Below are 16,601 nucleotides of genomic sequence, written 5' to 3'. Positions count from 1 at the left end.
GAAGAGCTGGCCATCGTGCTTCAGGCCACCGACAACAGCGAACGGATTCTTGCCAATGCCCACGGTGAGCCGGTGCGAGCGCTACCGGATGTGATCACCCTGCCGGTCGCCGACCCCGATGGCGGCGGGCTCAACCCTGCCCTGCGTGAGATGCAGGTCTCCGAGCAGTAGAGACCAGCCCCTAGAACCCGCCCAGCAAGGCCTCTACCCGTGCCACATCGTCCGGCACGTCCACGCCCGGCCCCGGCATTTCGCCGGCCTGCCTCACCTGAATACGCAAGCCGACCCACAAGGCCCGCAACTGCTCGAGCTGTTCAATCTCTTCCAGCTCGCAGGGTGGCTCCGCCGCCAGGCGATCCAGGACCCCCGCACGATAAGAATACAGTCCGATATGCCGATAAACCGCCCTCGGCGCCTCGGTGGAGTCCGGGTCCCGCGTAGCCGGGTTGTCACGGTCCCAGGGAATGGGAGCGCGGCTGAAATAAAGCGCCGAACCGCTGCGGGCCACGACCACCTTGACCACATTGGGGTCCATCAGCTCGGCACTGCTCTCGATGGGCCAGCACAGTGTTCCGATATCGGCCGAGGCTTCGTTGAGCAATTGATCCGCCACATCCCTGATGGCAGTCACCGGCATCAGGGGCTCGTCGCCCTGCAGGTTGACCACCACATCCTCATCGGCCCAACCCAGTTGTCCAACCACTTCCCCGACCCGGTCAGTCCCGGAACGGGCCTCCGGCGAGGTCATGCAGACCCGGGCACCGAATTGTTCACAGTGCGTGCGGATACTGTGATCGTCGGTCGCAATGATGACCTGTTCGGCGCCGGCATCGCAGGCCCGTTGCCAGACATGACGGATCATGGGTTCCCCGGCGATACGGGTCAGGGGTTTGCCGGGAAAACGGCTGGAACCATAACGGGCCGGAATCACCACCTTGAAACTCATTTGAGATTATCCCTTTCCTCTGTGGAGATCTCTCGGGCCTCCTCTTCCAGCATGACGGGAATCCCGTCCCGTACCGGAAAGGCCAGACGATCCGCCTTGCAAATCAACTCATCCGAGGACCGTTGGTAAATCAACTTACCCTTGCACACCGGGCACACCAACAGTTCCAGAGTCTTGCGATCCACGCCCATGCGTTTTTCCTCTTCAGTCCCGATCCTGCCACTGGCGGCAGAGTGCCACCAACTCATCCAGCATGGCCCCGGCATCGTCCAGCTCGGCCTCCACCGGGACCCGCCACCAATGAGCGGCGGCACGTTCGCCAAGCTTGACCGCATCCTTGTCCGTCATCAACACCGTAGTGCCATCATCCTGCTCCGCTTGCCAGCGGGCATGATCACCCGGTGCTTCCTCGATCAGCTTGATATTGTATCCCGCCAGCGTATCAAAAAACCGCTGTGGCGCTCCCATACCCGCCACCGCCCGCACCGGGCCGGGAGCAAAGTCAGACAGGGGGCGGCGACGACCATCCATCAGGTTGACCGCGCTGTCAGTTCGCAATTGCATGAGCAAACCGCTTTCCGCTTCCGGCCGCTGGCCATTCCAGACCCGCCAGTGAACCTGATCCAGGCGATCCAGGGGTTCGCGCAGAGGCCCGGCTGGTATCAGGCGGCCATTGCCGAAGCCCCTTTTGCCGTCAATCACCGCGATCTCGCGGTCGCGGGCCAAAGGGTAGTGTTGCAACCCATCATCACTGACAATCAGATCCAGGCTGAAATGGGAAAGCAGGAGGCGACAGGCCTGGGGGCGGTCAGCGCCCACGGCCACCGGGCAGCCGGTCAGGCGCTGAAGCAGGAGGGGCTCGTCACCCACACGACGCGAGTCACTATTCGCTTCCACCAACAGACAGTCACGACTGCGACGGCCATAGCCACGGCTGACGACACCCACCTGCAGTCCACGCCGCTTGAGTGCAGCGGCGAGCCAGGCGACAAAGGGAGTCTTGCCGGTACCACCGGCCGTGAGGTTGCCCACCACCACGACCGGCACCGGCGCCCGCCAGGCCGTGGCTGCCCGCCGGCGATTGAGCCGCACCAGGCCGGCCTGCAGCCGGGCCAGACCCCGCAGCACGATGCCGGGCTGCTGCTCACCGTACCAGCGCCCTTGCAGCCAGGATTCCAGTCGGCGGCGCAGGCTCATGGCTCGCCCTTACTCGGAAAACTGCAGGCGATGCAGACTGGCGTAATGGCCACCACGATCAAGCAACTCCTGGTGGGTACCCGACTCCACGATACGGCCATGATCCAGCACCAGAATGCGATCGGCATTCTCGATCGTGGACAGGCGATGGGCGATGACAAAGGTAGTGCGGTCCTCCATCAGGCGATCCAGGGCTTTCTGGATATGGCGCTCCGACTCGGTATCCAGTGCCGAGGTAGCCTCGTCCAGAATCAGCAGGGGCGCATCCTTGAGCAGGGCCCGGGCAATGGCGATCCGCTGACGCTGGCCACCGGACAGCAATACACCCCGGTCACCCACAACCGTGTCCATGCCCTCCGGTAGCTGCTCAATGAAGTCCAGGGCATAGGCCTTGCGGGCCGCCTCGCGAACCGCATCCCGATCAGTGTCCACCAGACTGCCATAGGCAATATTGTGCTCAATGGTGTCGTTGAACAGCACCACATCCTGACTGACCATGGCGATCTGATTACGCAGATCAGTACGCCGGTACTCGCTGAGAGAAACACCGTCCAGCAGTATCTGCCCCTGATCGGGATCATGGAAACGGGGCAAGAGGCTCACCAAGGTGCTCTTGCCGCTACCCGAGCGGCCCACCAGGGCCACCACTTCACCGGGCCGAACATGCAGGTTGATGTCCTTGAGCACCTGCTCCTTGTTCTCGCCATAACTGAAGTGCACTTTCTCGAAACGCACATCACCATTGGCACGCTGGATGGCTCGGCTGCCACCCTCGCCTTCAGGCGGCGTATCCAGCAGATGGAAGACACTGTGGGCGGCGGCGATGCCCTTCTGAAGCACGGCATTGATATTGGCCAGATGGCGCAGGGGGGCCATCATCAGCATCACCGCGCCCAGGAATGATACAAAGGCACCCACGGTGATGCGATCCAGCACCCCCGGCAAGGTGGCGAAGTAGATAATCCCGGTTACGCCGATGCCGGCAATCAACTGCACCAGCGGCACACTGCCGGCCTTGGTGGCCACCAGCTTCATGTGCATGCGACGGTTCTGCTCGTTGATCTGCTCGAAGCGTTCGGCCTCGTAATGCTGCCCGCCAAAAACCTTGACCACGCGCTGACCGCCGATGACTTCCTCGGCCACCCGGGTCACATCGCCCATGGAATTCTGAATTCGGGTGCTGTACTTGCGAAAGCGGCGACTGACGAATCGCACCAGGGCCATCAGCATGGGCACGGTGATCAACAGAAAGGCCGTCAACGGCACGCTGATCCACAGCATCCACGCGAACAGCGCCACCACCGACAGGGTGTCCCGCACCAGCACGGTAATGGCATTGGTCACCGACTCGGCAATCTGCTCAATGTTGTAGGTCAGCTTGGAGACCAGCACCCCGGTGGAGGATTGATCGAAATAACTCACCGGCAGGGAGAGCAACTGGCGAAAGGTCTCGGTGCGAAGCTGCTTGATCACCCGCCGACCCACCCAATGCATGCAGAAGGTGGAAAGAAAGCCGGTAATGCCACGGATGACGAAAAGCCCCATCAGGAGGATGGGAATGATGCGGATGGCTTCCGGGTCCCGGGCCACCAGACTTTCGTCCATCAGCGGCTGCAGAATGGCGGGAAAACCGGCCTGGGAAACGGCGAAGATGGCCATGGCAATCACGGCCAGCAGAAAGATCCGCCAGTGGGGAACCACATAACGGAGCAAGCGCCGGTAAACCTTCAGGGCATCTGCTTCTGTCTGAATCTTCTCCATTGAATCCCGTTGCCTGAATGATTGATGAATGAGGACCGGAGCCAACCCGGCATATTGCCGCTGTTCTGGGCGCGGGCGCGGCCCGCTAGCCCTCCTCCTCTTCCGGCGCTTCGGCAGTCACCACCTGGATGCGGGCGAAGCCCAATCGTCCCACCACATCCATTACCGTGACCACCGACTGATGACTGGCATTGGCATCGGCCCGAATGGTGACCGGCACATCCCGGCGATCTTCCATGATGCGGCGGATGGCACTCTCCAGTGTCGTGGGCCGGTTGTTCACCAACTGACGACTGTTGACCGCATACTCTCCATCGGCGGAGACGACCACTTCCAGGGCCCGCTCTTCCTGCTCGGGAGCACCTTCCAGACTGGCCTCCGGCAACACGATCTCCAGGTCGGCCTCGCGCACGAAGGTGGTGGAGACCATGAAGAAGACCAGCAGCAGGAAGACCACGTCAATCAGCGGGGTGAGATTCACCTCCGGGTCTTCACTGCGCCTGGGCCGGAGATTCATCCCTGCCTCCCCGGATGACCGCTGAGCGCGTCAACCAGCTTCATCGCTTCCTGCTCCATGTCCACCACCAACTCATCGACCCGCCCGCGCAGATAGCGATAGGCAATCAATGAGGGAATGGCCACGGTGAGACCGGCGGCGGTGGTCAGCAGGGCCTCGGAGATACCCCCGGCCAGGGCGCCCGGATCACCCACCCCGTGAGCGGTGATGGCGGTAAACACCCGAACCATGCCGATGACCGTGCCCAAGAGCCCCAGCAGCGGGGTAATGGAAGCAATGGTGCCCAGGGTATTGAGGTAGCGTTCCAGCTCATGGACCACATGGCGACCGGTATCCTCCACCGTGTCCTTCATCAGGTGGCGATCGCCATGGCGCTGGGACAGACCGGCGGCCAGAATGCGCCCCAGTGGCGAGTTATTGCGCAAGGCCTTGACGTGGTCCTCGCTAAGCTCCCCTTTCTGCAGCCAGCGCCAGGCCTCGGCGGCCAGATGCGGCGGGGTGACCCGCTTGCGTCGCAGGGTCCACAGGCGCTCGGCCACGATGCCAAAGGCAATGACCGAACACAGTATGATGGGCAGCATCAGCCAGCCGCCCGCCTGAATGAGTTCCAGCATGATTATCTGTCGCCCCGTTATCAGCCCCGTCCGGCGCTTTTCCTTGCCGGCCGGGCACCAGGTTCCCTAGGGCTTCCCGCAGGAAGCATCGGCGTCGCATGATACTTGATTTGGGCATGGCGCAGAAATCAGGGTCGCCACCAGCGTGGCTGACGGGAGAGATAAGCCACCTCGCCCCGGCCCTCCAGGCGCAGGCCGACCCGCCCTTTTTCCCTTGCCAGGCCCTCGTCCAGGTGCAGCGGCCGGGACAGCGCCGGGTGTTCCACCACAAGCCCGCTCGGATCCAGGCGCAGGCGCCAATCGCCGCTTTCCGCAAGCAACTGACACTGCGGCAGGCCGTCCTGACCGGGGCCACGGACAAAATGAATCTCGTCGCCCCCCATCGCCCCCTGGGGACAATGGCGCGCCACCCCCGCCGGCATGCCGCGAAGATCCGGCAGCAGAAACTGGCCCGGCGCCAGCTCGGGTAGGCTGGACTGTAAGTGGTCCAGGGTGGCCGAACCCACCCCCTGCTCCGGATTGAACAGCAAGCGGCTGCCGGGCCGCCGCATTGCCCGCGCCAGCCAATCCAGCAGCGGTCCGCGCAGATCGCCGCGCCCGGCCTGTAGCCAGATGAGCCGCTCTTCGGCCAGATCCAGTTGCCAGACCTGGCCACCGGCCGGCAGCGACCAGACCCGGATATCGGGCTGATCCCGGCCATTGAGCCCCACCACCAGGGGCAGCAATCCGAGCAGCAGCGCGGCCCGGGCGACCCGGGGCCCGGGCAGAACCACGGCCAGGATGGCCAGCAAGGCAAGCAGCGCGGCAATCAGGGGATACCCGGCCACGGTGGGCAAGGCGGGCAACTCCGCCAGCAGGCTCAGGACCGGCCAGAGCCCGTCAAGCACCAGGCCGGCGCCAGACCAGAACCAAGCGGCCAGAGTATCGAGCCCGCCAAGGGAAAGCGCTGCCCCCAACAGAGACAGAGGCACGACCAGGAAGCTGAACAGGGGCACGGCAATGGCATTGGCGAGTGGACTGGACAGCGGCCCCAGCCCGAAAAACAACATCAGCACCGGCAGAATGGCCAGGCCGGTGACCCACTGGATCCGGACAAAGGCGACAGCCCGGCCCGGCCGATCACCACCGGCAACAACCGCCAGCACAAAAGCGACCAGGGCAAAGGACAGGTAGAAGCCCGGATCCATCACCGCCAGGGGATCAAGCACCAGCACCACCACCGCCGCCGTGGCCAGTCCGCCCGCGAAACCCGTCCGGCGACGCAACAGCAGCAGCAAGACCATGACCGCAAACATGCTCAGCGCCCTGACGGTGGGCAGGGCGAAGCCGGCCAGCATGGCGTAAGCGCCTGCGGCGGCCAGCCCCAGCAAAGCCCCGCTGAGCCTGGCCGGCCAGGGCGCCGGCAATAGGCGGGCCAGGCCCTGCCCCAGCAGGAAAACCAGCCCGCCCACCATGCCGATGTGCAAACCGGAGATGGCCACCAGGTGGGTGGTCCCGGTGGCATTAAGTACCGCCCATTGGCCGCTGTCGAAGCCACTGCGATCACCGACGGTGATGCCCCGGATCAGCGCCGAGGCGGGACTGTCCGCCAGGGACTCGGCCACCGCCTGCCCCAGCCGTGTCCGCAGTCGATCCATGCCGGCCCCGCCGGGCTCCAGCCGCACCGCCGTCGCCTCCGGCATGACCCGGGCCGTACCGGCCAGGCCATGGCGAAATTGCCAGCGTGCCTGATCGAACTGCCCCGGCAGGGGCCGTGCCGCTGGCTCACGCAGTTGCAAGGGCAAGCGCCATTGCTCACCGCTGGCCGGGGCGAGCAACGGCTCCGACCAGCTCACCCGAAGGCGAACGGGGCGGGCCAGAGGCTCGCCATCAATGACATCGACCTGGAAATCAAAACGCTGACTGAAGCCGTGATCCGCCACCAGACCCAGCACCCGCCCTTCTGTCACCACCACCGTCTGCTCGCCAAGATCATCCAGGGCCGACGGCATCAAACGCTCATGGATGGCATGGCTCGCCAGCAGCAGGCCCAGACAGAAACCACCCAGCCAGAGCAGACGCTGGCGAACAAGCCAGGCGCCCAATAGTCCGATAAGACAGAGGAACAGAAACCAGACAGGAGAGAACCCTGGTGCCCAGACCAGTGCGGTTGCGGCGACAAAAAGCCCGGCGGCGAAGACCGGCATGACTCATGCTTCCCTGCAATCCTTGCAAACTGCATCCAGGCCGGCCATTGCCGCATTATAATCGGCGTTGACGACCCGGCCCCCCTTTTGCTGGGCGCCTGTGATCTCCATATTCAGGCTCACCCGCTTCGGATAAAGAATGCGACATGCCCAGGCGATTTTTCAAGCACTACCTGCCCAGAAGAGAGACGCTGGCCCGGTCGCGGCTGCTGCGGCCCTTTGCCGCGCTGTTGAGCGACCCCGGGCTATGGGCGCTGAGCCGGCGCAGTACGGCCAAGGGGTTCGGGGTCGGGGTGTTTGCTGCCTGGCTGCCCATCCCCTTCCAGACCCTGGTGGTCCTGGGGCTGACGGCATGGATGCGGGTAAATCTTCCGGTGGCGGTGTTGGCCAGCTTCATCTCCAACCCGCTGACCATGGGGCCGATGATGCTGGCCGGTTACCTGTTGGGCTCATTGATGCTCAGGATGCCGCCCCGCGAGAACCTGGAATTTGGCCTGGAGATGATCTGGCAGGAGATCGAGCGGATCGGCGCGCCCCTGTTGCTGGGCTGTCTGACCCTCGGCCTGCTCACCGCCCTGCTCTCGGCAACCATCATCAACGTCGCCTGGCGGGTTTCCCTGATGCGTTTTTATCGCAGCCGTCGGGCACGCCGCCGGATGATGGGGATTCGTTTCCGCCGCCCGCGTCAGCTTCGCCGGGCCGGCCTGAAGCGGCGCCTGCCTAAACCTTGAGCACGCCGTCTTCCAGCTCGTGAATGGTTCCCATGCGGGCGGCCAACTCCCGGTCATGGGTAACCATCACCAGGGCAGTGCCGTACTCGGCGTTCAACTGCAGCATGAGATCGGCCACCTGTTCCCCGGTCCGGGAATCCAGATTGCCGGTGGGTTCATCCGCCAGCACACAGCGCGGCCGGGTCACCAGTGCCCGGGCCACCGCCGCCCGCTGACGCTCACCGCCGGACAGCTCGCCGGGCTTGTGTTCAAGGCGATGGCCCAGCCCCACCTGCTCCAGAACCCGCCTGGCCGCGTCACGCGAGGGGGTCACCGACTCGCGCCGCACCAGCAGGGGCATGGCGACATTCTCCAGGGCGGTAAACTCGGGCAGCAGATGGTGAAACTGGTAAACAAAGCCGATGGCCCGGTTACGAAGACGACCCCGCTCGGCATCGGCCAGCTTGTGCATGGCCTGACCATCCACCCAGACCTCGCCTTCACTGGGCCGGTCCAGGCCACCCAGCAGATGCAGCAGAGTACTCTTGCCGGAGCCGGAGGCGCCGAGAATGGCAGCCGTCTCACCCGGCTGAATGGCCAGGCTGACATCACGCAGGACATCCACGCGACGCCCGGCATCGGTGAAACTGCGGCTCAGGTTTTGACAGGCAATCGCGGCCTGTTCCAGATTCAGCCGGGCCTTACTCATAACGCAGGGCCTCCGCCGGTTGGGTTCGGGATGCCCGCCAGGCCGGATACAGGGTGGAGAGCACCGACAGAACAAAGGCCAGACCGCTGATCCGGCCCACATCCGCCCAGTTGAGCTCCGAGGGCAGGTCACTGATGTAATAGACATCGGCCGGCAGGAATTCGGTCTGGAACAGATCCTCCAGCCAGGGCACGATCTGCTCCACGTTGCTGGCCAGGGCCACACCCAGGCCCACACCCACGACCGTACCCACCAGACCGATGACCGTCCCCTGAACGATGAAGATACCCATCACCGAGGACGGTGTGGTGCCAATGGTTCGCAACACGGCAATATCCGCGCGCTTGTCATTGACCACCATGACCAGGGTGGAAATGATGTTGAAGGCCGCCACCGCCACGATCAGGAACAGGATGATGAACATCACTGTTTTCTCGATCTGCAGCGCGGCAAAGAAATTCGCATGCTGGCGGGTCCAGTCACTGACGAAGTAGCCCGCTCCCAGACCGGCGGCAATGTCACGGGACACCGCCGGTGCCCGGAACATGTCATCGAGCTTCAGGCGGATGCCGCCCACGGCATCACCGAAGCGATAAAGCGTACGGGCATCGTCCAGATGAATGAAGGCATGACTGCGGTCATACTCATACATGCCCACTTCGAACAGGCCCACCACCTGGAAGCGCCGCATCCGCGGCCGGAAACCGGCCACCGTCACATTGCCTTCGGGGACAATCAGGAACACGCTGTCGCCCACATTGACCCGCAGGGAGCGGGCCAGGGCACTGCCCAGAATGACTCGATACTCACCCGCCACCAGATTGCCGAGCTCGCCCTGGATCATCTGCTCGCCGACCTCGGAGACCTGGGGCTCCTCCTCCGGCAGAATACCGCGCACCATGCCGCCGCTGAGCTGCCCTTCCCGGGCCAGCATGCCTTCCCGCTCGATAAAGGGCGCGGCGCCCAGCACCCGCTCGTCAACGATGATCCGGTCGCGAACTCCCTCCCATTCCTCGACCCGGCCGCCGTAACTGGTAATGCTGGCATGGGACACCATGCCGAGAATGCGATCACGCAGTTCCTTCTCGAAACCGTTCATGACCGACATCACCGTAATCAGGGCCATCACGCCCACGGCGATGCCGGCAACCGAGGTCATCGAGATGAAGGAGACAAAATGATTGCGGCGCTTGGCGCGAAGATAGCGCAGGCCGACAAATAACTCGTATGGTTTGAACATGGAGCGGGATTAAACCATAGCTGTTTCGGTTTTGACAGAAGCCGCCGCCCGGGCCTGCAGCGGACGGGTCAATTCAAGCCGCCGGGGCGACACCCTGGCACCCCAGGCCATCAATTCAACCCCGGCCTCTGAGGCCTCGGCCAGGGCATCGGCATAGGCCGGATCGATGGCCACTGCGGGTTCGACCACGGCCACATCCTCGCGTTGCACGCAGAAACACAGCACCGCCCGCTCCCCGGCCCGAACCGACTGGATCAGGTGAGCCAGATGCCGGGCCGCACGCCGGCTCACCGCATCGGGAAACAGGGCCAGACCATTGGCGGCAGCGGCGGTCACATTCTTGACCTCCACCCAGCAGCGTCCCTGCTCGCCCTCCAGCAGGATGTCGGTGCGCCCACCGGCCGGATGGGCAACCTCCCGGCGCAGATGGGGATAGCCGGCCAATGCCGGAATGCGCCCGGCGGCAATCGCTTCCGCCACCAGGGCATTGCTGCGCCCGGTATGGATACCCACCAGGGCCCCGGTGCCGGTCTCCACCAGCTCCCAGGTCCACTTCAGGCGCCGCTCCGGGCGGTCCGCCGGGCTCAGCCACACCCGCAGGCCGGGCGCCTTGCAGCCGAGCATGCTGCCGGTATTGGGGCAATGGGCCGTGACCCGCCGACCGTCATCGAGGATCACGTCGGCAAGAAAGCGCTTGTAGCGGCGAATCAGGCGGCCGGGGATCAGGGGTGTCTCGAATTTCATGCCGGCCAAGCCTACCAGAAGCCCTGTCGTATTTTGCGAAATCGCCGCAAGAACTTTCTCTATCCGCCTGTCACTGCTATATTTCCAGACACCATGACCAAAAACGGGGACCCGATCATGCGCCTGTCTCGCTGGAGCCTATTGTCATTGACCGCCTGCGCCTTGCTGCTGAGTGGCCCGGTGCTTGCCGAGCCTCGCGAGGGTGGTGACCGCCTGCGGATTGAAGCCGGTGAGCATGTCGGTGTGGATGCCCCCACCCGCGGCATGAACATGGACAATGTCCGGGATGTCTTCGGCCAGCCCCGGGACCGCCGTGGCCCGGTGGGCGACCCGCCCATCACCCGCTGGGACTATGACGGCTTCAGCGTCTATTTCGAGCACAATCTGGTCCTGCACAGCGTGGTCCACGGCCGCATTCCCGACGCCGCCCGAGACTGACACCCGCCATGGAAAACCGCGTCCGGCTGCCCGCCGAATGGGCGGCACAGAGCGCCGTGCAACTGACCTGGCCCCATGATCAGGGGGACTGGGAGGATAACCTTCAGCCCGCCCGCGCCTGTTTCACCCGGATTGCCACCGCCCTCTCCCGCCGGCAGACGGTCCTGATCGTCGCCCGGGATCTGGAAGAACGTCAGGCCATCTCCAGCAAGCTGGCCGAGGCCGGGGGGGTGCTGGACCGCTGCCGTTTCGCCATCGCCCCGACCGATGACAGTTGGGCCCGTGACCATTCCCCGCTGTGCGTGACCGGCCCCGAGGGTCCGCGACTGATCAAGTTCGAGTTCAATGGCTGGGGCGGCCGCTACCGGGCCGAGCTCGACAATGCCCTGCCCCTGCACCTGGCCGACCAGGGCATCTTCGGCGACACACCCCTGGTGGAAACCGGCATCGTGCTGGAAGGCGGGGCGGTGGAATGTGATGGCGAGGGCCGTTTCCTGCTGCGCCGAAGCTGTATCGTCGATGACAAGCGAAATCCCGGCATGGACACCCGGGCCATGAGCCGCGCCCTGGCCGAATGGCTGGGTGCCGACACCATTCACTGGCTGGATCATGGCGACCTGAGCGGGGACGATACCGACGGCCATATCGATACCCTGGCCCGTTTCGCGCCGGACGGTCGCGTGCTCTACCAGGGCTGCCAGGATACGGACGACGAACACCATCCCCTGCTCACGGCCATGGCCGAGGAGCTGGCCGCCGCCTTCGGTCGAGAGCGGCTGATCGAACTGCCGCTCCCCGAGGCGATCCGCGACAGCACGGGCCGACGCATGCCGGCCGGCTACGCCAATTTCCTGGTCGCCAATGAACAGGTGCTGGTCCCCACCTACCAGGACCCGAGCGATGCCCTTGCCCTGGAGCGCATCGGCGAGGCCTATCCAGGAAGAGAGGTCGTGGGCATCGACTGCCGCGCCCTTGTTCGCCAGGGCGGCAGCCTCCATTGTGTGACCATGCAATACCCGGCCGGGGTGGTACCGCCCGAGGCCGGCCTGCCCGCCGTCACGGATTAACAGCAGCAAGAGGCACACATGACCAGCAAGGAACTCAAGGTCGCCCTGATCCAGGACCGGGACCAGGGCAGCGTGGAAGCCAATCTCGCCCGCATCGAGGCGGTCGTGCACGAAGCGGCCGAGGCCGGGGCGCGGCTGATCCTGCTCCAGGAACTGCATAACGGCCCCTATTTCTGCCAGGGCCAGGACACCGACCGCTTCGACCTGGCCGAGCCCATCCCAGGCCCCAGCAGCGAGCGCCTGGGCCGCCTGGCGGCGGAAACGGGCACCGTCATCGTCGCCTCCCTGTTCGAGCGCCGCGCCGCCGGGCTCTATCACAACACCGCCGTGGTCCTGGACGACGACGGTCGTCTGGCCGGTCTTTACCGCAAGATGCACATCCCGGACGATCCCGGCTTCAACGAAAAATTCTATTTCACCCCCGGTGATACCGGCTTCGAGCCCATCGACACCGCCGTGGGCCGGCTCGGGGTGCTGGTCTGCTGGGACCAGTGGTACCCGGAGGCTGCCCGCCTGATGGCCCTGGCCGGTGCCGAGCTGCTGCTCTACCCCACCGCCATCGGCTGGTCCGCCGACGACGACGCCGAGGAGCAGGCCCGCCAGCTCGATGCCTGGCGCACGGTCCAGCGCGGCCATGCGGTCGCCAACGCCCTGCCGGTACTGGTAACCAACCGGGTCGGGCACGAGGCCCATCCGGCGCAGCCCGGGGAAGGCATCGACTTCTGGGGCCACAGCTTCATTGCCGGGCCCCAGGGCGAAATTCTCGCCGAGGCGGATACCGGGGAGGCCATCGTCAGCGCCAGCCTGGACCTGGCTCGCAGCGAAAGCGTGCGCCGCATCTGGCCCTTTTTCCGGGATCGCCGCATCGACGCCTACGGCGATCTCAGCCGCCGTTTCCGGCGCTGACACCCCCGGCAAACGCGTCGCAATATGCGATAATGGCGGTTTTTGAAACCGTCCGAGCCAGAAGCCCCGATGCCCACTGATTCCCCTGCCCCGGCCAAGCCGCACACAGCGCTCCGACTCCCGGACGGGCCCGGCGATCGCCGTCGCTGGGGCCGGCTCTATGGGGCGGCGCGCAGCCTGGTGGTGGCGCGCGCGGCGGCCGCGGCCCGGGGCCCGGTGCTGCTGGTCTGCGAGAGCGTGCGCGAGGCCGAGGCGGTCACCGCCGAGGTGCGCTTCTTCGCCGGAGCAAGCCAACTGCCGGTGGTCTTCTTCCCGGACTGGGAAACCCTGCCCTACGATGTCTTCTCGCCTCACCAGGACATCATTTCCGACCGCCTCGACACCCTCGCCCGCCTGCCCGGCCTGGACCGGGGGGTGGTGGTCACCGCCGCCCAGACCCTGATCCAGCGTCTGCCGCCCCAGGCCTATGTGGCCGGCGGCTCGCTCAATCTGGATACCGGCCAGCGCCTGGACATCGACAGCCTGCGCTCGCAGCTCGAGCAGGCCGGCTACCGGGCGGTTTCCCAGGTCATGGAGCATGGCGAGTTCGCCGTGCGCGGCTCACTGGTGGATGTATTCCCCATGGGCAGTCGCGGGCCCTTCCGCATCGACCTGTTCGATGATGAAATCGAATCCCTGCGCGCCTTCGACCCGGAAACCCAGCTCACCACCGAAAAACTTGAGCGCATCCGCATGCTGCCGGCCCGGGAATTCCCCCTGGACGAAGCCGCCATCCGCGATTTCCGCCAGCGCTACCGCCAGCAATTCGAGGGCGACCCGCAGCAGAGCGAGGTCTATCGCGCGATCAGCGAGGGCAATCAGCCCGGCGGCATCGAGTATTACTTGCCGCTGTTCTTTGAACAGACCGCCAGCCTGTTCGACTACCTGCCGGATGTGGCCACCGTCGCCCTGACCCAGGGCGCGCGGTCGGCGGTGGACAGTCAGTGGGCGGAAATCCACCAGCGCTTCGAGCAGCGCGGCCACGACCGCGCCCGCCCCCTGCTGGCACCGGCGACCATCGCCCTGTCACCGGAAGAACTGGACAGCGCCCTCGGCCGCCACGGCCAGGTGTTGCTGGAGCGCACGGAAGGTGCCGGGGACCCCGAGGCCCTGCCGGTGGAGAACTTCCCCACCCAGGCGCCGCCGCGACTCCCCCTCGACCACCGCGCCGAGGACCCCGCCCGGGCCCTGATCGAGTACCTGGACGATTTCGAGGGCACGGTCCTGCTGGCGGCGGAATCCCCCGGTCGACGCGAGGCCCTGGTGGACATCCTCGCCGAGCGCGACCACAAGCCGGCCCAGATCGACGGCTGGGACGCCTTCATGCAGCGCCGGCCGGCACTGGGCATCTGCGTGGCCGACCTGACCGAGGGCCTGGTCCTGCCCGAAGAAGGCCTGGCGGTGATCGCCGAGCCCCAGCTCTTCGGTGAGCGCGCCAGCCAGCAGCGGCGTCGGCGGCGCGCGACCCGCGACCCCGAAGCGGTCATCCGCGATCTCACCGATCTCAGCGAGGGGGCGCCGGTGATCCACGAGGAGCACGGCGTGGGCCGCTACATCGGCCTGCAGACCCTCACCGTGGGCAAGGATCCGACCGAGTTTCTGACCCTGGAATACGCCGGCGGCGACAAGCTCTATGTGCCGGTGGCCTCGCTCAACCTGATCAGCCGCTACACCGGCACCAGCCCGGAAAACGCCCCCCTGCACCGGCTCGGCTCGGACCAGTGGGACAAGGCCCGCAAGCGGGCGGCGAAAAAGGCCCGCGACGTGGCCGCCGAGCTGCTTGACCTCTACGCTCGCCGCCAGGCCCGCCAGGGCACCGCCTTCAAGGTCGACGAGCGCGAGCGCCGCGCCTTCGAGGAGGCCTTTCCCTTCGAGGAAACCCCGGACCAGGACAGCGCCATCCAGGCGGTCATCGATGATCTCAAATCCACCCAGCCCATGGACCGGGTGGTCTGCGGCGATGTCGGCTTCGGCAAGACCGAGGTCGCCCTGCGCGCCGCCTTCACCGCCGTGCAGGCCGGCAAGCAGGTGGCGGTGCTGGTCCCCACCACCCTGCTCGGACGCCAGCATTACGACACCTTCACCGACCGCTTCGCCGACTGGCCGGTCAAGATCCGCGCCCTGTCACGCCTGGGCAGCGGCAAGGAAAAGACCGCCACCCTAAAGGGCCTGGAAGACGGCACCGTGGACATCGTCATCGGCACCCACAAGCTGCTCTCCCGCGATGTGCACTTCAAGGACCTGGGCCTGGTGATCATCGACGAGGAGCACCGCTTCGGGGTGCGCCACAAGGAACGCCTCAAGCAGCTTCGGGCCGAGGTGGATGTGCTGACCCTCACCGCCACCCCGATCCCGCGCACCCTCAACATGTCCCTGGCCGGCATCCGCGATCTGTCCATCATCGCCACCCCGCCGGCCGAGCGCCTGTCGGTGAAGACCTTCGTCAATGAATGGTCGGACGGGCTCATCCAGGAGGCCTGCCTGCGCGAGATCCGGCGCGGCGGCCAGGTCTATTTCCTGCACAATGAAGTCCGCACCATCGAGCGCACCGCCAAGCGCCTGCGAGAGCTCATGCCCGAAGCCCGCGTGGAAGTGGCCCATGGCCAGATGCGCGAGAGCGAGATGGAGCGCATCATGCTGGACTTCTATCACCGGCGGGTGCAGATTCTGGTCTGCTCCACCATCGTGGAATCCGGCATCGACGTGCCCACCGCCAACACCATCATCATCAACCGCGCCGACAAGTTCGGTCTGGCCCAGCTGCATCAGCTGCGCGGCCGGGTGGGCCGTTCCCACCACCGCGCCTATGCCTATCTGCTCACCCCGCCGCGCAAGGCCATGACCAAGGACGCCCTCAAACGCCTGGAGGCGATTGAATCCCTGGAAGACCTGGGCGCCGGCTTCACCCTCGCCACCCACGACCTCGAGATTCGGGGTGCCGGGGAGCTTCTGGGTGACGAGCAGAGCGGGCAGATTCACGAGGTGGGCTTCAGCCTCTACACCGAGCTGCTGGAACGGGCGGTGAAATCCCTCAAGGCCGGCGAGGAACCGGAGCTGGACAAGCCCCTCAATCACGGCCCGGAAGTGGAGCTCGGCATCCCCGCCCTGCTACCGGAAGACTACGTTCCCGATGTGCACACCCGCCTGACCCTCTACAAGCGCATTGCCAGCGCCGGGGACGAAGAAGCCCTGCGGGAACTGCAGGTGGAAATGATCGACCGCTTCGGCCTGCTGCCCGAGTACGCCAAGAACCTCTTTCTCACCGCCGAGATTCGCCAGCTCGCCCGTCCCCTGGGCATCGGCATGGTGGAAGCCGGCCCCGAGGGCGGGCGCCTGGAATTCGAGGACGAACCGGCCATCGACCCGGTGGCCCTGATCGACATGGTCCAGCAAAAGCCCAACACCTTCCGGCTGGACGGCCAGACCCGATTGCGGTTTCATGAACAACTTCCCGACCGGGACGAGCGCATCCGCTTCCTGCGCGATATCATGAAGCGCTTGCGACCCACTGAAGAACAGAGAAAGGC

15 protein-coding genes are annotated in these 16,601 nt (G+C 65.4%); 5 read left to right on the top strand and 10 right to left on the bottom strand.

From position 1 onward, the window contains the following. Nucleotides 1-181: 181 nt before the first annotated feature. The 7 genes from kdsB to VCB98_RS12310 all read right to left on the bottom strand — a co-directional run bounded on the left by kdsB (nucleotide 182) and on the right by VCB98_RS12310 (nucleotide 7,221). Nucleotides 182-946: a 3-deoxy-manno-octulosonate cytidylyltransferase gene (gene kdsB / locus VCB98_RS12340; RefSeq protein ID WP_346052981.1), complete on the bottom strand. Its 765-nt coding sequence runs from the start codon at nucleotides 944-946 to the stop codon at nucleotides 182-184. Then, a complete protein-coding gene (locus VCB98_RS12335) occupies nucleotides 943-1,131 on the bottom strand; it encodes a Trm112 family protein (protein WP_346052983.1) in 189 nt (62 codons plus the stop codon). Before VCB98_RS12335 ends, kdsB begins: the two co-directional genes overlap by 4 nt. A 19-nt stretch (nucleotides 1,132-1,150) precedes the next feature. Next, the gene (lpxK, locus tag VCB98_RS12330) at nucleotides 1,151-2,143 is read right to left on the bottom strand and encodes a tetraacyldisaccharide 4'-kinase (RefSeq protein ID WP_346052979.1); all 993 of its coding nucleotides are present in this window, start codon (nucleotides 2,141-2,143) and stop codon (nucleotides 1,151-1,153) included. A 9-nt stretch (nucleotides 2,144-2,152) separates the two neighbouring features. Beyond that, nucleotides 2,153-3,904 carry a lipid A export permease/ATP-binding protein MsbA gene (gene msbA / locus VCB98_RS12325; RefSeq protein ID WP_346052977.1) on the bottom strand — a complete coding sequence of 584 codons (1,752 nt, stop codon included), beginning with the start codon at nucleotides 3,902-3,904 and terminating at the stop codon, nucleotides 2,153-2,155. A gap of 85 nt (nucleotides 3,905-3,989) precedes the next feature. After that, complete coding sequence (locus VCB98_RS12320; protein WP_346052975.1) at nucleotides 3,990-4,421, bottom strand: ExbD/TolR family protein; 432 nt, start codon at nucleotides 4,419-4,421, stop codon at nucleotides 3,990-3,992. Then, nucleotides 4,418-5,035, bottom strand: coding sequence for a MotA/TolQ/ExbB proton channel family protein (locus VCB98_RS12315; protein ID WP_346052973.1), 618 nt, complete (start codon nucleotides 5,033-5,035; stop codon nucleotides 4,418-4,420). Before VCB98_RS12315 ends, VCB98_RS12320 begins: the two co-directional genes overlap by 4 nt. 128 nt (nucleotides 5,036-5,163) lie before the next feature. Next, nucleotides 5,164-7,221, bottom strand: a complete 2,058-nt coding sequence (locus tag VCB98_RS12310) for a ComEC/Rec2 family competence protein (protein ID WP_346052972.1) — start codon at nucleotides 7,219-7,221, stop codon at nucleotides 5,164-5,166. A gap of 146 nt (nucleotides 7,222-7,367) precedes the next feature. Here VCB98_RS12310 and VCB98_RS12305 point away from each other — a divergent pair, with 146 nt between their 5' ends. Further along, the gene (locus tag VCB98_RS12305) at nucleotides 7,368-7,952 is read left to right on the top strand and encodes a DUF2062 domain-containing protein (RefSeq protein WP_346052970.1); all 585 of its coding nucleotides are present in this window, start codon (nucleotides 7,368-7,370) and stop codon (nucleotides 7,950-7,952) included. On the opposite strand, the gene lolD is transcribed toward VCB98_RS12305, so the two are convergent. Genes lolD through sfsA form a run of 3 tightly spaced genes read right to left on the bottom strand, consistent with a single transcriptional unit; the run spans nucleotide 7,942 to nucleotide 10,624 of the window. Next, nucleotides 7,942-8,640, bottom strand: coding sequence for a lipoprotein-releasing ABC transporter ATP-binding protein LolD (gene lolD / locus VCB98_RS12300; protein WP_346052968.1), 699 nt, complete (start codon nucleotides 8,638-8,640; stop codon nucleotides 7,942-7,944). The genes VCB98_RS12305 and lolD overlap by 11 nt on opposite strands. After that, nucleotides 8,633-9,880, bottom strand: coding sequence for a lipoprotein-releasing ABC transporter permease subunit (locus VCB98_RS12295; protein WP_346052966.1), 1,248 nt, complete (start codon nucleotides 9,878-9,880; stop codon nucleotides 8,633-8,635). The genes lolD and VCB98_RS12295 overlap by 8 nt, the downstream gene beginning before the upstream one ends. A 9-nt stretch (nucleotides 9,881-9,889) precedes the next feature. Continuing rightward, complete coding sequence (gene sfsA / locus VCB98_RS12290; protein WP_346052964.1) at nucleotides 9,890-10,624, bottom strand: DNA/RNA nuclease SfsA; 735 nt, start codon at nucleotides 10,622-10,624, stop codon at nucleotides 9,890-9,892. 93 nt (nucleotides 10,625-10,717) lie between these two features. On the opposite strand from sfsA, the gene VCB98_RS12285 reads away from it, so the two are divergent. The 4 genes from VCB98_RS12285 to mfd form a co-directional block, all read left to right on the top strand. Next, complete coding sequence (locus VCB98_RS12285; RefSeq protein WP_346052962.1) at nucleotides 10,718-11,062, top strand: hypothetical protein; 345 nt, start codon at nucleotides 10,718-10,720, stop codon at nucleotides 11,060-11,062. 8 nt (nucleotides 11,063-11,070) lie between these two features. Continuing rightward, nucleotides 11,071-12,129 (top strand): agmatine deiminase family protein, encoded by a 1,059-nt coding sequence (locus VCB98_RS12280; protein ID WP_346052960.1) that lies wholly within the window; start codon nucleotides 11,071-11,073, stop codon nucleotides 12,127-12,129. Nucleotides 12,130-12,147: 18 nt separating this feature from the next. Next, nucleotides 12,148-13,035 (top strand): carbon-nitrogen hydrolase, encoded by an 888-nt coding sequence (locus VCB98_RS12275; protein WP_346052959.1) that lies wholly within the window; start codon nucleotides 12,148-12,150, stop codon nucleotides 13,033-13,035. 69 nt (nucleotides 13,036-13,104) lie between these two features. Beyond that, nucleotides 13,105-16,601: transcription-repair coupling factor (gene mfd / locus VCB98_RS12270; RefSeq protein ID WP_346052957.1), on the top strand; the 3,497-nt coding region annotated here is incomplete at its 3' end.

The sequence above is a fragment of the Natronospira elongata genome, assembly GCF_034931365.1.
GTDB classification, from domain to species: Bacteria; Pseudomonadota; Gammaproteobacteria; order Natronospirales; family Natronospiraceae; genus Natronospira; species Natronospira elongata.
Note: the sequence above shows the minus strand (reverse complement) of the source record. Positions and strands in the feature narration are given on the sequence as shown.